Origin of the sequence: Pedobacter agri, assembly GCF_032678665.1 — a bacterium.
GTDB classification, from domain to species: domain Bacteria; phylum Bacteroidota; class Bacteroidia; order Sphingobacteriales; family Sphingobacteriaceae; genus Pedobacter; species Pedobacter agri_A.
Map to the genome: position 1 here is coordinate 60,023 of NZ_JAVTSH010000001.1, position 16,560 is coordinate 76,582.

20 protein-coding genes are annotated in these 16,560 nt (G+C 37.6%); 4 read left to right on the top strand and 16 right to left on the bottom strand.

Annotated elements, in window-relative coordinates:
- Positions 1-83 precede the first annotated feature (83 nt).
- From R2Q70_RS00350 to R2Q70_RS00375, 6 genes are all read right to left on the bottom strand, one after another.
- Positions 84-479: a DUF1634 domain-containing protein gene (locus tag R2Q70_RS00350; RefSeq protein WP_316805712.1), complete on the bottom strand. Its 396-nt coding sequence runs from the start codon at positions 477-479 to the stop codon at positions 84-86.
- A complete protein-coding gene (locus tag R2Q70_RS00355; RefSeq protein WP_124911044.1) occupies positions 479-1,312 on the bottom strand; it encodes a sulfite exporter TauE/SafE family protein in 834 nt (277 codons plus the stop codon). The genes R2Q70_RS00350 and R2Q70_RS00355 overlap by 1 nt, the downstream gene beginning before the upstream one ends.
- 128 nt (positions 1,313-1,440) lie before the next feature.
- Entirely contained in the window at positions 1,441-1,773 is a 333-nt protein-coding gene (locus tag R2Q70_RS00360) for a type II toxin-antitoxin system RelE/ParE family toxin (RefSeq protein ID WP_316805713.1), read from the bottom strand.
- Entirely contained in the window at positions 1,763-2,014 is a 252-nt protein-coding gene (locus tag R2Q70_RS00365) for a hypothetical protein (protein WP_316805714.1), read from the bottom strand. The genes R2Q70_RS00360 and R2Q70_RS00365 overlap by 11 nt, the downstream gene beginning before the upstream one ends.
- A gap of 73 nt (positions 2,015-2,087) precedes the next feature.
- Positions 2,088-2,681 (bottom strand): hypothetical protein, encoded by a 594-nt coding sequence (locus tag R2Q70_RS00370; protein ID WP_316805715.1) that lies wholly within the window; start codon positions 2,679-2,681, stop codon positions 2,088-2,090.
- Positions 2,682-2,688: 7 nt separating this feature from the next.
- Complete coding sequence (locus tag R2Q70_RS00375) at positions 2,689-3,945, bottom strand: prephenate dehydrogenase (protein ID WP_316805716.1); 1,257 nt, start codon at positions 3,943-3,945, stop codon at positions 2,689-2,691.
- A gap of 173 nt (positions 3,946-4,118) precedes the next feature.
- Between R2Q70_RS00375 and R2Q70_RS00380 the strand changes: the two genes are divergently transcribed.
- On the top strand, positions 4,119-4,730 hold the full coding sequence (locus R2Q70_RS00380; RefSeq protein ID WP_316805717.1) for a hypothetical protein: 612 nt from the start codon (positions 4,119-4,121) through the stop codon (positions 4,728-4,730).
- 42 nt (positions 4,731-4,772) lie between these two features.
- Here R2Q70_RS00380 and R2Q70_RS00385 read toward each other — a convergent pair whose 3' ends face one another.
- The 4 genes from R2Q70_RS00385 to dgt all read right to left on the bottom strand — a co-directional run bounded on the left by R2Q70_RS00385 (position 4,773) and on the right by dgt (position 9,968).
- A complete protein-coding gene (locus R2Q70_RS00385; RefSeq protein ID WP_316805718.1) occupies positions 4,773-5,663 on the bottom strand; it encodes a PorP/SprF family type IX secretion system membrane protein in 891 nt (296 codons plus the stop codon).
- A 4-nt stretch (positions 5,664-5,667) separates the two neighbouring features.
- Complete coding sequence (locus R2Q70_RS00390) at positions 5,668-6,171, bottom strand: gliding motility-associated C-terminal domain-containing protein (RefSeq protein ID WP_316805719.1); 504 nt, start codon at positions 6,169-6,171, stop codon at positions 5,668-5,670.
- A gap of 4 nt (positions 6,172-6,175) precedes the next feature.
- Positions 6,176-8,353 (bottom strand): hypothetical protein, encoded by a 2,178-nt coding sequence (locus R2Q70_RS00395; RefSeq protein ID WP_316805720.1) that lies wholly within the window; start codon positions 8,351-8,353, stop codon positions 6,176-6,178.
- 271 nt (positions 8,354-8,624) lie between these two features.
- Entirely contained in the window at positions 8,625-9,968 is a 1,344-nt protein-coding gene (dgt, locus tag R2Q70_RS00400; RefSeq protein ID WP_316805721.1) for a dGTP triphosphohydrolase, read from the bottom strand.
- 120 nt (positions 9,969-10,088) lie between these two features.
- Between dgt and R2Q70_RS00405 the strand changes: the two genes are divergently transcribed.
- Both R2Q70_RS00405 and R2Q70_RS00410 read left to right on the top strand, forming a co-directional pair.
- Positions 10,089-10,460, top strand: a complete 372-nt coding sequence (locus tag R2Q70_RS00405) for a hypothetical protein (protein WP_316805722.1) — start codon at positions 10,089-10,091, stop codon at positions 10,458-10,460.
- A 13-nt stretch (positions 10,461-10,473) separates the two neighbouring features.
- Positions 10,474-10,668: a hypothetical protein gene (locus tag R2Q70_RS00410; RefSeq protein ID WP_316805723.1), complete on the top strand. Its 195-nt coding sequence runs from the start codon at positions 10,474-10,476 to the stop codon at positions 10,666-10,668.
- Positions 10,669-10,929: 261 nt separating this feature from the next.
- Here R2Q70_RS00410 and R2Q70_RS00415 read toward each other — a convergent pair whose 3' ends face one another.
- The gene (locus R2Q70_RS00415) at positions 10,930-11,208 is read right to left on the bottom strand and encodes a hypothetical protein (protein ID WP_316805724.1); all 279 of its coding nucleotides are present in this window, start codon (positions 11,206-11,208) and stop codon (positions 10,930-10,932) included.
- 352 nt (positions 11,209-11,560) lie between these two features.
- Here R2Q70_RS00415 and R2Q70_RS00420 point away from each other — a divergent pair, with 352 nt between their 5' ends.
- Positions 11,561-12,220, top strand: a complete 660-nt coding sequence (locus R2Q70_RS00420; RefSeq protein WP_316805725.1) for a response regulator transcription factor — start codon at positions 11,561-11,563, stop codon at positions 12,218-12,220.
- A 2-nt stretch (positions 12,221-12,222) separates the two neighbouring features.
- Here R2Q70_RS00420 and R2Q70_RS00425 read toward each other — a convergent pair whose 3' ends face one another.
- The 5 genes from R2Q70_RS00425 to rpsL all read right to left on the bottom strand — a co-directional run bounded on the left by R2Q70_RS00425 (position 12,223) and on the right by rpsL (position 16,167).
- Complete coding sequence (locus R2Q70_RS00425; RefSeq protein ID WP_316805726.1) at positions 12,223-12,468, bottom strand: hypothetical protein; 246 nt, start codon at positions 12,466-12,468, stop codon at positions 12,223-12,225.
- A 100-nt stretch (positions 12,469-12,568) separates the two neighbouring features.
- Entirely contained in the window at positions 12,569-12,874 is a 306-nt protein-coding gene (rpsJ, locus tag R2Q70_RS00430; RefSeq protein WP_008244591.1) for a 30S ribosomal protein S10, read from the bottom strand.
- 146 nt (positions 12,875-13,020) lie between these two features.
- A complete protein-coding gene (fusA, locus tag R2Q70_RS00435; protein WP_010599923.1) occupies positions 13,021-15,135 on the bottom strand; it encodes an elongation factor G in 2,115 nt (704 codons plus the stop codon).
- Positions 15,136-15,268: 133 nt separating this feature from the next.
- Entirely contained in the window at positions 15,269-15,736 is a 468-nt protein-coding gene (rpsG, locus tag R2Q70_RS00440) for a 30S ribosomal protein S7 (RefSeq protein WP_029278632.1), read from the bottom strand.
- A 17-nt stretch (positions 15,737-15,753) separates the two neighbouring features.
- Complete coding sequence (gene rpsL / locus R2Q70_RS00445; RefSeq protein WP_010599925.1) at positions 15,754-16,167, bottom strand: 30S ribosomal protein S12; 414 nt, start codon at positions 16,165-16,167, stop codon at positions 15,754-15,756.
- Positions 16,168-16,560: the final 393 nt, after the last annotated feature.

Genomic DNA, 16,560 nt, shown 5'->3' on the forward strand with positions numbered 1-16,560 from the left:
AGAATTATTAATTTTCAAATAGTTAGCAAAATATTTTTTCAAATAAATTGCTGATATGATGGAGTTTAAGATTAATTACTGGATTAATGTGCCAATCCTCCATTTAAACTGATGGTTATGATCGCTAAGATGATAAAACCAATCAATACATAAAGGTAATCTCGCTCCAGGAAAAAGCTAAAAATTGCGAATACAATCCTGGCAATTGGGGTAAATATCAGCATCAGGATGCCGAACTGAACAATGGCATCGCCGTGAAAGGTAGACAGCCCTCTAAAAATTGCCGCAATAGATGAGAACTTGGAAAGCTCGGGTTTGAAAACTTTATAATCAGTAATAACGCCTTTATTGTGAATAAGGAAAACTATACCGCCGATTAAAACAATACTCATTGAAATAATTACACCCGTACGTAAAAGTGTACCCAGTACAACCTGAATATCCTTATCGTTAATATTTTCTTTTTTTGCTGTGCCCATTACAATCCGCTTATTCCTTTATAAATCATTTGCAATGCCAAAAACGTAACCACCACGGCAAATACAATTTTTAACTTATCGGTTTTGGTGCGCAATAAAACCTTTGCCCCAACCGAGGCTCCTGTTAAAACACCAATGCAAACAGGCATGGCAATTCCCGGGTCAATTTGCCCGCGGTGCAGATAAACCACCGCACTTGCTGCTGCCGTAACGCCCATCATAAAGTTGCTGGTAGTTGTAGATACTTTAAAGGGCAAACGCATGATATTATCCATTGCGATAACTTTCAACGCTCCGCTTCCAATTCCCAACAAACCAGAAAGTGTTCCTGCAAAAAGCATCATTACAAAGCCCCCCGGAACATTTTTTACTGCATAAGGATGATCCACACCTTTATCAGGATAGCTACTGTTTAATTTGAAGAATTTCGCCCATTTATCAGTATCATCCAGAGTGGTATGGTCAACTTTTTTCTTCAAAGTCATGATTGCAGAAAAAATCAGGATACAACCAAAGATGATCGCAATGTAGTTTGCATTAAGATATACTGCTACAATTGCACCACAGATGGCACCAACCGTTGTAGCGATTTCCAGAAACATACCAATTCGAATGTTGGTGATGCCTTCTTTAACATAAGCTGCTGCTGAGCCAGACGACGTGGCAATTACAGAAACAATGGATGCACCAATGGCATAATGAATATCGACACCAAGTGCCAATGTTAATAACGGAATAATAATTACACCGCCCCCCAAACCCGTTAGCGAACCTAATAAACCTGCTAAAAAAGCACCCAATAAAACGATAATGGTAAAAAGCAATACCGACATGCGGGCAAATATAAGGCACACATTTTGGCTAAACGAAGGATTTAGCGAATAAAATAAAGTCTATATATTATATGGGGAAAAAGATTTTTGATTACGCTAACTTAGCATGATTGAGGAAATACAGGATTCTAAATTACACCTGCTTCCCTCAGTTTTTGAATCACCTTATCAGCATTAACGGAATCGTATTCGCTCTTTAAATAAATTTCAGCTAGAAATACTGTTTTGTTGTCGATTAAAACATAGGTAATTACCCTCGCTCCTCCTGATTTTCCTTTACTTGTTCCAGAAATGGCTAAACGAATTTTATAAACATTTTGCCCAAGGTGAACACCTAAGTTCGGATTTTCTTTAATTTCATTTGATAATTTAGCTACATCTGAAAGAATGCCACGATGCTTTTTAGCAATCTGTTTTAATTCTTTACCAAAATCTTCGGTTGGAACAACATCAAATTTCATCTTCTAATTCAGACAAAAGTTCTTCAATAGACTTCAGTTTAATCTTTCCTTCCTGATGCAACTTGATTTGCTCAAATGAATTTTTAAGACGATTGTACATCGCTTGTTCAGCTTTATTCAATGGCTCCTGAGTAACTTTACCTTTTTTATCTTCAGCGTAACTCAAACCCAAGGCGTCCAAAACTGCTTTCACGGCTTTTTCAGTCTTTTTATTATTGATATTTACAGTTAAAGTAGTCATAATAACAAAGTTAAAAATTTATCATTAAATTCATGATAACGTTTAGTATTGGCATTTCAAACCAGAGGCGTAATTACTTTCTATTGTAATGTAGTTTAGACTCCTGACCTAAATCGATACCCTTAAAACTTCCCAATAGTTCATAAGCAATTTGCCTAACCGTTTCTGGTAACGGATTGATCGTAGATAAATTACCATCTGCATCCTTCAATTTCCAACCCGAAGTATCCAAATTGATCGTAGATATTCCAGCCAATACTTTAACCACTTTGGCTCTGGAATAGGCAGTTCCGCTTGAATCGACAATCACTTTTTTACTGTTCCACCAGTTTTCTTGAGCTACCTTTGTTAAAAGTGGATAATCTAATTTAGAAAAATATCCCCACCCCTTGCCTGGCTGGTGCTTAAGCGTTAATAAACCTATAAAATTAGTAAGGCTTTTAAAATCATAAGTCTCAGAAGTACAAAAAAGCTGAAAATGACTTAACTTTAGTTGCGCTATTATTGATTTCGACTCTTCTGAATAGAAGATCAATGCTATTTTTTCAGCTATAGCATTTGTAATCAATGTATTGCCTTCATCATATTCGCTACATAAATAATCAATATCCTTTAACAAATTTTGAAGTTGTAAAATTAATTCAGGTTTATTCAAAAGCACTTTCATGGTCGCGTTACTTCCCTAACCTTCTAATCATCTCGGCGCTTAAATCCCTGCCATCATTTAATCGGTTAGCAAAAAACGACTTAGCGGCTTCAAAATGTTCTTTGTAACCTTTCAGATCTCCGTAACCTATAATTGATGCCCATTCATGCACTGCTGTGTGAAACTCCAAATCATCGCCCCGGATGGATTTATCATACAAAGCAGTATGAATTGATTCCTCAAGCATTCCTTCATTTTTGAAGAGATATTCGGCAATACCCAATCTCAATTTAAAAGGTGGTGTTTGACAAATCAAGTTATCGTACGGATTTACGCCCATTTTATACCAGGCATAAACCATGCTTAATAAACTTAAATGAGAATTTGGTTTCTGTTTATGTTCGGCATCAGAAAGACTAAATTCTTTCATAATGTTATCATCTAAAAGCAAAAGTGTTCTGCTTTCATGAAACACAAAATCGCGGGCAGCATAAATTTTTTCCCTAAATTCGGTTTCATTTTCACAGATCATCAACTTGTACAGCTCTGATTCTGCCTGGGCATAATATTTTACCTGCTTTTGTGCATAAGGATTTAAAATTGCTAAACCCGCATAGATGTGAGATTTGTAACTGAAAATCCTCAATGTGGTTAAAATCTTTACATTATCGATTCCACCGGCATAAGCAGGATTATCCCAGGGGAAGAAACCAGCATTTTTCCATGCCGAACCCATGCTTTCAAAACCCATGTGTGTTACGGCCTGCGTATCAGCCACAATGCGGTCGTGCTCCCGGTAATCATCCATCTCGATGATATTCGATTTCAATGATTTGTAAACCTCAAGTGCTCTGGCGTATACCTCATCTGTAGCACGGTGACGAACCACAACCAACGTTTGCCCTTCAGGACTAAAAGCCGGCCCATGCAACGAATGGCAGGTGACAATTTGAGTATCCTCTGGAAGATGTTTCTCAAATGCGGCAATTTCCGGATGTTTTACCGAGGTTTGTCCGGATACGATCGCTCCAAATTTTGTCGAACGGGCAAAAGTAGCCACCACATCATCTATTTTCTCTGCTTCAACACAATAGATAATAAAATCTGATTTCCGGGCAACCTCATGTCCATCAACCAACACCTCAATTCCTTTTGGCTCCAGCTCATTTTTTAAATCTGAAAAGCGTAAAGGCATATCAGCCCCACATACTTTATAACCTGCATTTAAAAACGACAGTGCATACAATTTGCCCATATCGCCTAAACCGATAATTCCTATTTGCATGAAACAAATGTAATCTATCATGAATTAAATCATAATAAAACTTAGATAATTTTGTTATTTAACATGTTCGTGAAATATATTTTTATCTATCATTTTTTTATGATTAGCTAAAATTTATTGAATAAGAAATAGATAAAAATGTAGTTTTACATTTTGACATCAATATTTAAACTATGCAAAAAATTAAACACACCTTATTTTTTTTAGGCGCTATGCTATTTTTAAATGTGGCGTTTGGCCAGGTTTTACCAGACACTACGAAAAATACTGACCCATCTTTGAACGGACAGTATCAGTTTATGTTAAAAAAATCAAAAAGCCTTTATGGTGCAAAGCTGATTAATCCATCAAGATTGACAGGTTTGTGGAAAAGTGTGAATGATACTTTGAGAAAAGAGCGCAAACAGCTTCAGGAGGCCAGGCAAGAAATTAAATCACAAGCACAAAACATCTCTACTTTAAAGGGTGAAGTTACTGGCAAAGAAAGTTCTTTAGCCGATGCGACGGCATCTGTGAATGAAATTAAGTTTTTAGGCATATCTTTTAATAAAGGAACATATAATACAATCGTTTGGGTAATTATTATTGTGTTAGCGGCTGGATTAGCGATCGTTATTTTTCAATCCGGAAAATACAGAAAGGAAGCTACCTATCGAACCCAGCTCTATCAGGAAGTTGCTGATGAGTTTCAGGCACACAAAGTGAAGGCAAAAGATAAAGAGATGAAACTGGCCAGGGAACTGCAAGATGAAAGAAACAAGTGGGATGATGCCAGAGGCAGATAAATAACAGGAAAGCCATTTCGATGAGAGATGGCTTTCTTATTGTTATGGGTTTTTGAAATTGTACCTTAAACCAATTTCAAATTCACCGTTACTGTAATTTTTCATTTGAGCAGTATTGGTGGTGTATTGAAATAGAAGGGCAAATTGATTTCTATAATTGGCACCGAAACCGCCAGTGAAACTATTGGTGCTATGGTAAATGCCATTCAACATTAGCTTATTTTCTAAAAACTGAAGGTTTACCCCGGCATCGAAAATGCCATCATAGTTCTGAACGCCCCGATAAACCAATTTAGGTTCAATGCTGTTCAGCACTTTATCAGTAGTAAATTTATAGCCTGCTGCGATAAAATATATAGATCTATCGACAACGTTCCTTAATATATCTCGTTTGAAAAACCTTTTTAAATTTGGCAAAGTTCCTTGTACGGTCAGTTTATCCATCCGGTAGGCGATACCAAAATCACCATCGAGATAAAGCTGGCGCTCGTTAAAACTATTCAGTACCTCATCAGTTAAATCTCCTTTCACCTTTCCTATATTCACATATTCATTCATGATGCCTGCTGATAAGCCGAAATCAATAAAATTGTTGGCATTATTTAACGGAATGTGATAGGCATAGCTTACAGTTGCCCTAAACCGGCTAATTGCACCTGCAGTTTCGCTGTAAAGCAATGCGCCCAAACCTACTTTATTATTCTTCAAACCATAATCTGCGGTTAAATATTGTATTTTGGGCGCACCATCTACCCCTACCCATTGCGTTTTGAAAGCACCATTTAGTGTAAGTCCATCTTCTACACCAGCCATTGCCGGATTTGCTAAAAATTGGTTTTGGTAATAAATGCTACCCATTGGGTTTAACTGACTAAAAGCTGCTGTAACGGAAAACAACAGCAAGCCACATAAGCAAAATCTCATCTTTCTCATGCTGTTATTTTTTATACAGTATGGATATAAAACCTTTAACAGTTCCATCCACACCTAAATCAAGAATGTAATAATAGGTATCTTCCATAAGCGGCCGGCCGTTGAGGTATCCGTCCCAATCATTCTGGTAATTAAAAGTTGAAAAGATGGTACGTCCTCCCCGATCGAAAATAGTTAGCTTGTTAGCCGGATATTTTTCTAATCCTTTGATAAAGAAGAAATCGTTTTTCCCATCCCCATTCGGAGTAAGAATATTGTTCACAACCGCGATATCGGCAATGGCCTGCATCAGTATCAACGGCTGTAAAAATCCCTGGGTTAGTGTAGTGCTATTGGCCTGAAACGTTTGCACCAGCACCATTTCGCCGATACTAAAATCATACAATTGGTTATTGATTTTTCCATAGGCACCTGCAGTGTTTACGGTGAATGGTAAATCTTGTGCCACAACATCTTTCTTAAAAAAAAGCAGACAGCAGAATAATAACAGGTAAAAAGTATTTTTCATATGCTTAATTTAAAGATATCCATGTTGTACCATCGCTCTGAAGGGTGTAGGTTTTGGCACCGGTCATCGTTGTGGTAGTTGTATCATCATTTAATAAAATGGCATTATTGAAGGTGATGTTACCCGATGATGCCGCCTTAACAACTACATAAATTCTCCCCTTACAACTGGCTGCTGCAGGTAAATTGATGGCAAGTGCCAAACCCGCATTTTTAATCCGTACAGTATAATGTGAGGCATCTAACGTAAGCGCTGTTGCCGATGTATGGGTAAGAATGCTTGCTGAAACGGAACCGTTAACATTTAAAGTGCTTGAACCACTTGGCGCATAAGCGGTAGATGTAGCGGCTGATGAGTTATTAATGGTTAAAGCACCTCCATCAGCGGATAAACTTCCAGACAGCAACGGATAAATTGTACTGGAGTTGGCCACTATCAAATTGTTGCTGACATTGGTTAATGTACTTCCAGCATTGTTTCCGAGAAAAATATTGCCACTTCCATTATTTTTATTCCCTGCAGAAAAACCAAGTGCTGTATTGCTATTCCCATTGTTTGCTTCCAATGCCAAACTTCCAACTGCCGTATTGGCTATACCAGTGCTGTTCGCCATTAAGCCATGTGTACCAATAGCTGTATTGTTCGAACCTACAGTATTAGACAATAATGCCTGGGAACCGAAACCACTGTTATGAATACCACTGAAACTTCGCTGCATCACCAAATGTCCGAATGCACTGTTCTCGTAACCTGAAATGTTTACAGACAATGCTTCTTTACCAAAAGCACTATTGAAAAACCCAGTAATATTGGTTGTTAAAGTTTTATATCCGTAGGAAATGTTGGTATCGGAAGATGTTCCTAACCGACCGGATTTTTGCCCATTGATTAAAAAATTAATGGCAATGTCATCTGTGTTCCCAAGGAAGTTGCTGCTTTGATCTACATTACCCGAATTACCTTTTAAAGACCAGGCATTTGCGTTGGTAAGCGCCGTAAAACTGATCAGTTCTGGCTTGCCGGTTACCGCATTAGTTGCATAAACTTTATTTGCATCACTCACCCCGGCAGTTGTTAACTTAGCAATGGTTACTGAAGCATCGGCTAATTTCGGTGTAGTCACCGAGCCATCGGCCAGTTGCAATGTATTAACAGCTGAATCATCAATGTTTACATTTTTTACCTGCTTATTTCCAATCTTAACTGAAGTTACAGCAGCATCTGCCAGTTTTGGAGTAGTTACTGAACCATCTGTTAATTGCAGGGTATTCACGGCTGCATCTGCTATGTTGACATTTTTGACCTCCTTATTCCCAATTTTTATTGAGGTTATTGCTGCATCTGCAACTTTTGGTGTGGTTACAGCTCCGTCTGCAAGTTTAATGGTCGTTACCGCACCAGCGTTAATATCAATAACTACATCCTTCAAAACAGCGGTTGAACCATTGGTGCTAATGCTTAGGTCGGTAGATGTAATTGCTTTTGCGCCGGCAAGCTGGTTAACATCCAAGGTTACAGGTTTCCAGGCTGTTCCATCAAAAAGCAATACCTGATTATTTTGTGGTGCCGAAGCAGATAGCGTTTTGCCCTGAAAATTTGCGACGGTAGGATTTGGATAGCTTCCGGTCAGATCACCACCAGCTGCACCGGTAGATGGTCCGGCTGGCCCTGTGTCTCCCTTATCCCCTTTATCGCCCTTAACACCAGCAATACCCTGATTTCCTGCTGCTCCCGCTTGGCCGGCAGGACCTTGTGCCCCGGCAGGACCCGTTGGACCATTCGCTGCGTATAATGCATAAGGAACACTTAGTAATTGGGCTGTTCCAGCCAAACTGAAGTTCGAACCATTATCTGGATCAATCTCAACCTTAACAAATTTTATGCCTGAACCCCAGGTTACCGCTGAAATGGAACCGGTACTTGAGTTTGCGCCTGTGCTGCCGATACTTATCGCGTACAATCCATGAACAGATGTAGTTACGCTTCTCACTTCTGAGTATTGTGTAGTACCAGTAATGGAGGCATCGAGAATGCTTATTCTTAAAGAGATGTTTTTGTTAGCAATGGGACTACCATTTGAGTTCCGGGCTGCACCTTGATAATTAAATTGCTGTGGAGCTTGTGCTCTTACAGCAAATGCCAGGCAGAAGCCCAGCAAAGCAGTAAGTAAAGTTTTTTTCATAAATAGGGATATGATCTAATCAGCAAGGCATGCGCAAGTTAAGCATGCCTTAACTCTCAAATCTAATAATTAGTATATCCCTTGGTAATCGATTTACACAAATGACTTTTTTATAATACTCGAATTTATTTAATAATTTGATAATCAAATATTTGTATAAATTTAAAAATTATTTTTTTACATCAATAGCTTATTTTAGCCGATATAAAGACATAATCTTGTATTAAACAGATTGTATTTATGTATAACTAAAAATACGTTCGAAATAACATTAGGTTTCTGAAGGAAAAGATATGCCCTTGATATTGCGATACAAATCAACAGCGTAAAGATCAGTCATACCAGAAACAAAATCTAACACACTCTGTGTCCTTGAATAAATATCAGTCAAATCAGTATGGTATTGTTTTGGAATAAGCTTAACCAACTTTTTGTAGTAGTGCGTATTGTTGTTAATTAATGCAGGAACAAATTCCTCAAGTAATCCGGCCATAATTTTGTAGCCGGCAACTTCCTTTTGGATAACCGATGAAAAATTATAAATGCGTTCCACAGAAACTTTCTCTATTGCTTTCCAGGCGGTGAGATATGGCTCGGGGATTAAATCGGTAAGACTGCTGTTTAAATTGCCATCTAAAAGACTTTCCTGCTCTCGGTAAAATATGCCTGCACAAATGTTGGTTAAAGTGTTAATCGCTTTTGCCCTTAATAAGCCAATTTTTGCATCATCATCTTCATAATCGTCCTTGAGCCTTTTTTCAATCGTGTTGGAGTTGGCAAAAGGTAAAAGATAATTTTTCACTTCCTCGTATGATAAGATTTTTAAACGGTGTGCATCTTCAAGATCGATGATGCTGTAACAGATATCATCAGCCGCCTCTACGAGGTATACGAGTGGATGACGTTTATAAATCAGGTATTCATTTTCTTCTTTTTCGAGATGGAGTTCGTTTGCAATTTTTTTAAACGTTTCTTCTTCTGATTGAAAAAAACCATATTTCTTACGGTGAAGCAGTCCCTTTTGTTTTCCGGCAATGGAAGCACAGGGATACTTGGCTATGGAAGCTAATGTAGAATAAGTAAGTGCGTAAGCATCATTTCCTTTACCTTTAAGCGGATGTGTTAAAATCCTGATCGCGTTGGCGTTTCCTTCAAAATTTATCAAATCGTGCCACTGCGAGTCATTCATCTCATTCTTATAAATCCTGCCATCGCCATCGGTAAAATATCTCGAAATAGCCGCTTCTCCTGAATGCCCGAAAGCCGGGTTCCCTAAATCATGTGCCAAGGAGGCCGCCGCAACAATATTCCCAACCTCACTAATTAGTGGAACACTTTTGATCAAATCAGGATTTTTATCCTCAACATTATTTAAAAAAATGTTCGCCATTGAACGGGCAACACTTGCAACTTCTAAACTATGTGTTAAACGATTATGAACAAAAACACTTCCAGGCAATGGAAACACTTGTGTTTTATTTTGAAGGCGCCTGAAAGGTGAAGAAAAAATTAACCGGTCATAATCCCTTTGAAAGTCAGACCGAGCCTTATCCCGATCGCCTGTCCAGCTTTCCTGACCAAATCGTTTATTTGAAAGCAAATGTTTCCACTCCATTTATTGAAATATTAAAAATTTGGCGCAAGTTAATCAAAAGGAGAAAATCATATTTAATAATTCGAGAAAATGAGGTCAAACCATTTCTTACCTGATCTGTTTTTTATTAAAATCTGAATTATGAAAACAAATATCTATAATAAGAAAGAACATACTGAGGGTTACGTAGGAGAAGGAAAGGATGATAGTAAATCGGATGTTCAGAAAGAATATGAAAAAGGCAATGATGGAAATGTAGTAACTAGTTTTGGGCAGGAAACTGTTGCCGAGAAGAATGCACATGGTTTTAATGAGGGAAATATAGTTGCAAAGGATGGACTTGATAATACTGGTACGCAAGGGAAAGATTCATTGAGTGATGATGCCTACAATAGTGAAGATAAAAATCCAACTGTTGAGAGTGCAGCAAGCGGGACAGGTAGTTCGTCAAAAGATTTCGATCAGCCGATAAAACAGCGTGACGAAGATGATGTACTAAACAATGGTATTTAAACAAAATAAAACAATGGGACTTTTAAAATATGTAGTATTGGGAGCCGTAACAGTTTATGGCCTTCAATACGTTACAAGAAAAAGATCACAGGATGGTAAGTCCAAAATAGCTGATTTTAATCATCACCTAAATGACTTGTTTGGAAAAGTGAGGGATTACAAAGAAAAAGTAAAATTAGACTATCAGCAAACCACACAACTATACTGACAAGCGAGAAGATTTATTTAGACAACTGATTTTGATATATATCAATAGTTATCTTAAAATTTCATTTGGATTTAGCTCGGAAGTTATCATTTTTGCAGCCTAATCAAGATTCGCAGCACCAACTTTACCTTTATTGGCTAAACTAATTATCGGAGCTAAACCAGTTCTGATAGCGCTTATTTGCTGTTGATTTTTGACACTATTCCATCTACCGGAAAGTACATAACTTCTAAATAGGGATTATTTTCATACAATCCCTATTTATAAATCCTTGCCACCTACGCCTTTTTCGTCAGTACTATTTCTGTTTCCAATATCTTCTCCCTGACTCAAGTTTGCATTTTTTAACTCAGGAATAGTTTTAGTATCGTTGCCTTCCTCAGCCTTTGCAACATGTTCTTCGGCGGGCATGTTTTTACGTCTAAACTCGGAGTGGGCAATGCTATGTCCGTAGGTAACTTCGCCATTATCCCACTCAATATTTTGTTCAGTCTTTTTCCCTTGCTGACCTTCGTCTTTACTATTGTCTTCCTTATTCATCGCTTTTGATTTAAACACTTATTTCAATAACAATTTTTAACAAGAGAAGGTTTAAATATTTTACAAATTATTTAACATTTAAAGCCTGATAAAACGGTATTATCACTGTCGCTTTTAGCCGATTTTTGATTAAAGAATGGTATTTAGATGTGATGTATCAACCAGCTGAAAACCATGCTGAAGAAACACGTTCATTCCCATTTAACTCATCAATTACGTTTCAAAATAAAGCCTTCTTTATGATGTCGCCAAAAAGAGTATTAATACGCCTATTTTGAGTATTAACACATATTTTCTACCATTTATTTATTTCGATATTTGGTTTTGACGCAATAGTTTAATAATTGAAAATTTGAAAATCCCGATAAAAGTATTAATCGCTGATAACCATGCAATTGTACGAAATGGTGTAATTTCGTTACTTGAAAAAAAAGAAAATATAGAGATTGTTGCCCAGGCTGCAAATGGCTTAGAAGTACTTAGACTTTTACAAAGTGGAATAGCACCAGATGTTATCCTAACTGATATTGCTATGCCAGAAATGGACGGGATAGCACTCACTGAATTATTGAAATTAAACTACCCAACAATAAAAATACTGATCCTTACCACTGCTGATCAGGAGGAATTTATTATCTCATCTTTTAGCGCAGGTGCTCAGGGCTACTTATTAAAGAATGTTAACATAGCAGAGGTGGTTTTTGCCATCGAACAGTTAGCCGCTGGCTACAAGCATCTTTGCACTGCGATTGGGTTGAAATTACTTAATCATTTACAGGGCAGGTTTATTTTAAATTCAAAAAATCTGAAAGCGAACATCCAGCTTTCAAAAAGAGAACTTGAAATACTATCATTAATTGCCGAAGGTTATACCAATGGCGAAATTGCTGATAAGCTTTTTACCAGCAAATGCACTATTGAAGGCAACCGGCAAAACTTGCTAGACAAAACAGGCAAGAAAAATACTGCGTCATTGATCAATTTCGTGGTTAGAAACGGAATAATTGACTAGTTTTATTTCACCCCTTTACTCTGATTACTAGCTGTAGAAGTATCAAGATCATCTTTGCTTGACCCATTCTCATCTCTATGTTTTGGAGGATGTTCCATTCGGCTTTCTTCTAGTTCAGAAAAATCGCTTCCTTTTTGATTTCCCACTTCGCCATGTGATGAAGGCTTCTCGTTTAATTCCTCTTTAGGATCAGCAAAGTCCTGACCTTCGACAGGTAAACTCTCTTCTTTTTTGATGGGCTTTTTCATATTGATTAAACCCGATGAAGCAAGTTTTGTTTCAAAACAGTTTAAACAAAAAAAGGCCCTGATTTGTATCAAGACCTTTTTCAATTCGATTTAAAATCAATTAAACTTTGATTTCAACCTCAACACCGCTAGGTAATTCAAGTTTCATTAAAGCATCAACTGTTTTAGAGTTAGAGCTATAAATATCCAACAAACGTTTGTAAGCGCATAATTGGAACTGCTCTCTAGCTTTTTTGTTTACGTGTGGAGAACGTAATACAGTAAAGATTTTTTTCTCTGTAGGAAGTGGAATTGGACCACTTACAACTGCACCCGTAGGCTTAACAGTTTTTACGATTTTCTCAGCAGATTTATCTACTAAGTTGTAATCGTAAGATTTTAATTTAATTCTGATTCTTTGGCTCATCTTATTTTTAATTATGATTTCCTGTTAGAGCTATTAACAACAGAAATCGGATTTATCTTCTTGATTAAGGATGAAGGAACAAGGATTAAAGATATGATGCCTAAACATTACGTCTTTTATCCTTGCTCCTTATTCCTTGATCTTACTTAGTCTTCAGACTTAATTCTACCTTTAGATTTAGCGATTACTTCGTCCTGTACGTTTTTAGGTGCTGCTTCATAGTGGTCAAATTCCATTGTTGAAGTTGCACGACCTGAAGTGATTGTACGTAACTGTGTTACATAACCAAACATTTCAGAAAGAGGCACAGTTGCTTTAATTACCTGAGATCCGTTACGGGTATCCATACCTAATAATTGACCACGACGACGGTTCATATCACCGATCACATCACCCATGTTTTCTTCAGGGGTTAAGATTTCGATTTTCATGATTGGTTCCATCAAAGTTGGCTTACATTTAGGTAAAGCCTCACGATATGCCATACGGGCAGCAAGCTCGAATGATAAAGCATCTGAATCGACTGCGTGGAATGAACCATCAATCAAACGTACTTTCATATCAGGAAGCGGATAACCTGCTAACACACCGTTCGCCATTGCCGAAGCAAAACCTTTCTCTACTGAAGGGATAAACTCACGTGGAATTGAACCACCTGTAATTTCGTTTACGAATTGTAAACCACCTTTTTCGAAGTCAGAATCGATTGGAGAAATTACAACCTGGATATCTGCGAATTTACCACGACCACCTGATTGTTTTTTGTATGTTTCACGGTGTTGAGTAGAACCGAAGATTGCCTCTTTGTAAGCTACTTGTGGCGCACCTTGGTTAACTTCTACTTTAAACTCACGTTTTAAACGATCGATCAAGATATCTAAGTGAAGCTCACCCATACCTGAGATTACAGTTTGACCAGTTTCCTGATCTGTTTGTACCCTGAATGTAGGATCTTCTTCAGCTAATTTAGATAAGCCCATACCTAATTTATCAACGTCAGCCTGAGTTTTAGGCTCAATAGCTAAACCGATAACTGGCTCAGGGAATACCATCGATTCAAGAACGATTGGGTTTTTCTCATCACAAAGTGTATCACCAGTTTTGATATCTTTAAAGCCTACTACCGCAGCAATATCACCAGCTCCTACGTTAGGAATTGGGTTTTGCTTGTTAGCATGCATTTGGAAGATACGAGAAATACGCTCTTTATTGTTTGAACGCGTATTGTAAACGTATGAACCAGCTTCTAAGTTACCTGAATAAACGCGGATGAAGCATAAACGACCTACGAATGGGTCAGTTGCAATTTTAAATGCTAATGCTGCAAACGGCTCGCTTTCTGATGGTTTCAATAAAACTTCCTGATCTGTATTTGGGTTAGTACCAACAACACCTTCAGAATCTAAAGGAGAAGGCAATAATTCCATTACATAATCAAGCATGGTTTGTACACCTTTGTTTTTAAAAGATGAACCACAAACCATAGGAACAATTTTAGCATCTAATACCGCAGCACGTAAAGCGTCTAAAATTTCACGCTCAGTGATTGAGTTTGGATCATCGAAAAATTTTTCCATCAATGTCTCATCATAATCAGCTACAGATTCTAATAATTTCTCTCTCCATTCAGCAACCTCATCTAACATATCATCAGGAATTGGCACTTCAGTAAAGGTCATACCTTTATCATGCTCATTCCAAACAATACCACGGTTGTTGATCAAATCAACCACACCTTTAAAGTTATCTTCAGAACCGATAGGCAATTGCAATGGAACTGCATTAGAACCTAACATATCTTTAACTTGTTTAACAACTTTCAAGAAGTCAGCTCCAGAACGGTCCATTTTGTTAACGAAACCGATACGTGCTACATTGTAGTTGTTAGCCAAACGCCAGTTGGTTTCTGATTGAGGCTCAACACCATCAACAGCAGAGAATAAGAATACCAAACCATCTAATACACGTAACGAACGGTTTACCTCAACGGTAAAATCCACGTGTCCTGGTGTATCGATAATGTTAATATGATAATTCTGATTTCTGTATTTCCAACCAACAGTTGTAGCAGCAGAAGTAATGGTAATACCACGCTCTTGCTCTTGTGCCATCCAGTCCATTGTTGCAGCACCTTCGTGCACCTCACCAATTTTGTGACTTACACCAGCATAATAAAGGATACGCTCAGTTGTTGTAGTTTTACCCGCATCAATGTGAGCCGCGATTCCGATATTTCTTGTAAATTTTAAATCTCTTGCCATTATATTTTTTTTGATTTATCTGATTTTAAATGATTACACCGATTATGTTAAAACAACAAATCGGTGTAATTTATCTAATCAGTATAATCTTCTAATTAAATCTGTGTAATCTTACTAATTTGTAAATAAACTACTAGAAACGGAAGTGAGAGAACGCTTTGTTAGCCTCAGCCATTTTATGCGTATCTTCTTTCTTCTTAACAGCAGCACCTTCACCTTTAGCAGCAGCAACGATTTCGCCAGCTAATTTCTCTTTCATCGTTTTTTCACCACGTTTACGAGCGTATAAAATTAACCATTTCATACCTAAAGCGGTTTTACGTTCTGGTCTAACCTCAGTTGGAACCTGGAAGTTAGCACCACCAACACGGCGAGATTTAACCTCTACAGCTGGCATAATGTTAGTTAAAGCACGTTTAAATATCTCTAAACCGTTTTCACCTGCTTTTTTCTCAGCAATTTCAACAGCATCATAGAAAATAGAGTAAGCGATAGATTTTTTTCCATCGTACATCATATTGTTCACAAAACGAGTTACCTGAACATCATTAAATTTTGGATCAGGAAGAATAATTCTCTTTTTTGGTTTTGACTTTCTCATTTCTTATTTCCTCCCGATTATTTTTTCTTTCCTTTAGCAGGTGCAGCAGCAGCTTGACCTGGTTTAGGACGTTTAGTACCATATTTCGAACGACGTTGGTTACGACCAGCAACGCCTGATGTATCTAATGCACCACGGATAATGTGGTAACGTACACCTGGTAAATCTTTAACACGACCACCACGAATCAAAACGATTGAGTGCTCTTGTAAGTTGTGACCTTCCCCAGGAATGTAAGCATTCACCTCTTTACCGTTCGTTAAACGAACACGGGCTACTTTACGCATTGCTGAGTTTGGTTTTTTAGGGGTAGTGGTGTACACACGTGTACATACACCTCTTCGCTGTGGACAGCTGTCCAACGCTGGAGACTTACTCTTGAACTCCAGTGCTACTCTACCTTTTCTAACTAATTGTTGAATAGTTGGCATTGTGCTTTTTTATGTTTTCTATTAAAAATTTACCGCTCCCCCGGCATCCTTGCAGATAGCCCATAAAACGGACTGCAAAAGTAGAACAATTCTTTTTATAAATCAAGGGGTTAGGAGAAAAAGTTTTACAGTTTAAGTAATTAGTTTTAAGTTGAAAATTAAGGAGTTGTATTTAAAGTAGCATTCTCGTTATGCTGAATTTATTTCAGCATCTCAATTGATAAGCTATTAGTATCCGGTTGGTGAGACATCAACCTGTAGGAAAATCTACATAGGCTCGTCATGCTGAATTTATTTCAACATCTTAATCGGTTTATTTTTTTTTGAAAAGCAATTACAGCAGTTCTTTTCCCAGGTTCAGTCCCGCTAATGCTTCAATTTTTGTGCCTCGAC

What these genes read in the sequence shown, in the direction of transcription:
- R2Q70_RS00350 (WP_316805712.1), bottom strand. Translation starts at nt 479, where the DNA reads ATGGGCACAGCAAAAAAAGAAAATATTAACGATAAGGATATTCAGGTT.
- R2Q70_RS00355 (WP_124911044.1), bottom strand. Translation starts at nt 1,312, where the DNA reads ATGTCGGTATTGCTTTTTACCATTATCGTTTTATTGGGTGCTTTTTTA.
- R2Q70_RS00360 (WP_316805713.1), bottom strand. Translation starts at nt 1,773, where the DNA reads ATGAAATTTGATGTTGTTCCAACCGAAGATTTTGGTAAAGAATTAAAA.
- R2Q70_RS00365 (WP_316805714.1), bottom strand. Translation starts at nt 2,014, where the DNA reads ATGACTACTTTAACTGTAAATATCAATAATAAAAAGACTGAAAAAGCC.
- R2Q70_RS00370 (WP_316805715.1), bottom strand. Translation starts at nt 2,681, where the DNA reads ATGAAAGTGCTTTTGAATAAACCTGAATTAATTTTACAACTTCAAAAT.
- R2Q70_RS00375 (WP_316805716.1), bottom strand. Translation starts at nt 3,945, where the DNA reads ATGCAAATAGGAATTATCGGTTTAGGCGATATGGGCAAATTGTATGCA.
- R2Q70_RS00380 (WP_316805717.1), top strand. Translation starts at nt 4,119, where the DNA reads ATGCAAAAAATTAAACACACCTTATTTTTTTTAGGCGCTATGCTATTT.
- R2Q70_RS00385 (WP_316805718.1), bottom strand. Translation starts at nt 5,663, where the DNA reads ATGAGAAAGATGAGATTTTGCTTATGTGGCTTGCTGTTGTTTTCCGTT.
- R2Q70_RS00390 (WP_316805719.1), bottom strand. Translation starts at nt 6,171, where the DNA reads ATGAAAAATACTTTTTACCTGTTATTATTCTGCTGTCTGCTTTTTTTT.
- R2Q70_RS00395 (WP_316805720.1), bottom strand. Translation starts at nt 8,353, where the DNA reads ATGAAAAAAACTTTACTTACTGCTTTGCTGGGCTTCTGCCTGGCATTT.
- dgt (WP_316805721.1), bottom strand. Translation starts at nt 9,968, where the DNA reads ATGGAGTGGAAACATTTGCTTTCAAATAAACGATTTGGTCAGGAAAGC.
- R2Q70_RS00405 (WP_316805722.1), top strand. Translation starts at nt 10,089, where the DNA reads ATGAAAACAAATATCTATAATAAGAAAGAACATACTGAGGGTTACGTA.
- R2Q70_RS00410 (WP_316805723.1), top strand. Translation starts at nt 10,474, where the DNA reads ATGGGACTTTTAAAATATGTAGTATTGGGAGCCGTAACAGTTTATGGC.
- R2Q70_RS00415 (WP_316805724.1), bottom strand. Translation starts at nt 11,208, where the DNA reads ATGAATAAGGAAGACAATAGTAAAGACGAAGGTCAGCAAGGGAAAAAG.
- R2Q70_RS00425 (WP_316805726.1), bottom strand. Translation starts at nt 12,468, where the DNA reads ATGAAAAAGCCCATCAAAAAAGAAGAGAGTTTACCTGTCGAAGGTCAG.
- rpsJ (WP_008244591.1), bottom strand. Translation starts at nt 12,874, where the DNA reads ATGAGCCAAAGAATCAGAATTAAATTAAAATCTTACGATTACAACTTA.
- fusA (WP_010599923.1), bottom strand. Translation starts at nt 15,135, where the DNA reads ATGGCAAGAGATTTAAAATTTACAAGAAATATCGGAATCGCGGCTCAC.
- rpsG (WP_029278632.1), bottom strand. Translation starts at nt 15,736, where the DNA reads ATGAGAAAGTCAAAACCAAAAAAGAGAATTATTCTTCCTGATCCAAAA.
- rpsL (WP_010599925.1), bottom strand. Translation starts at nt 16,167, where the DNA reads ATGCCAACTATTCAACAATTAGTTAGAAAAGGTAGAGTAGCACTGGAG.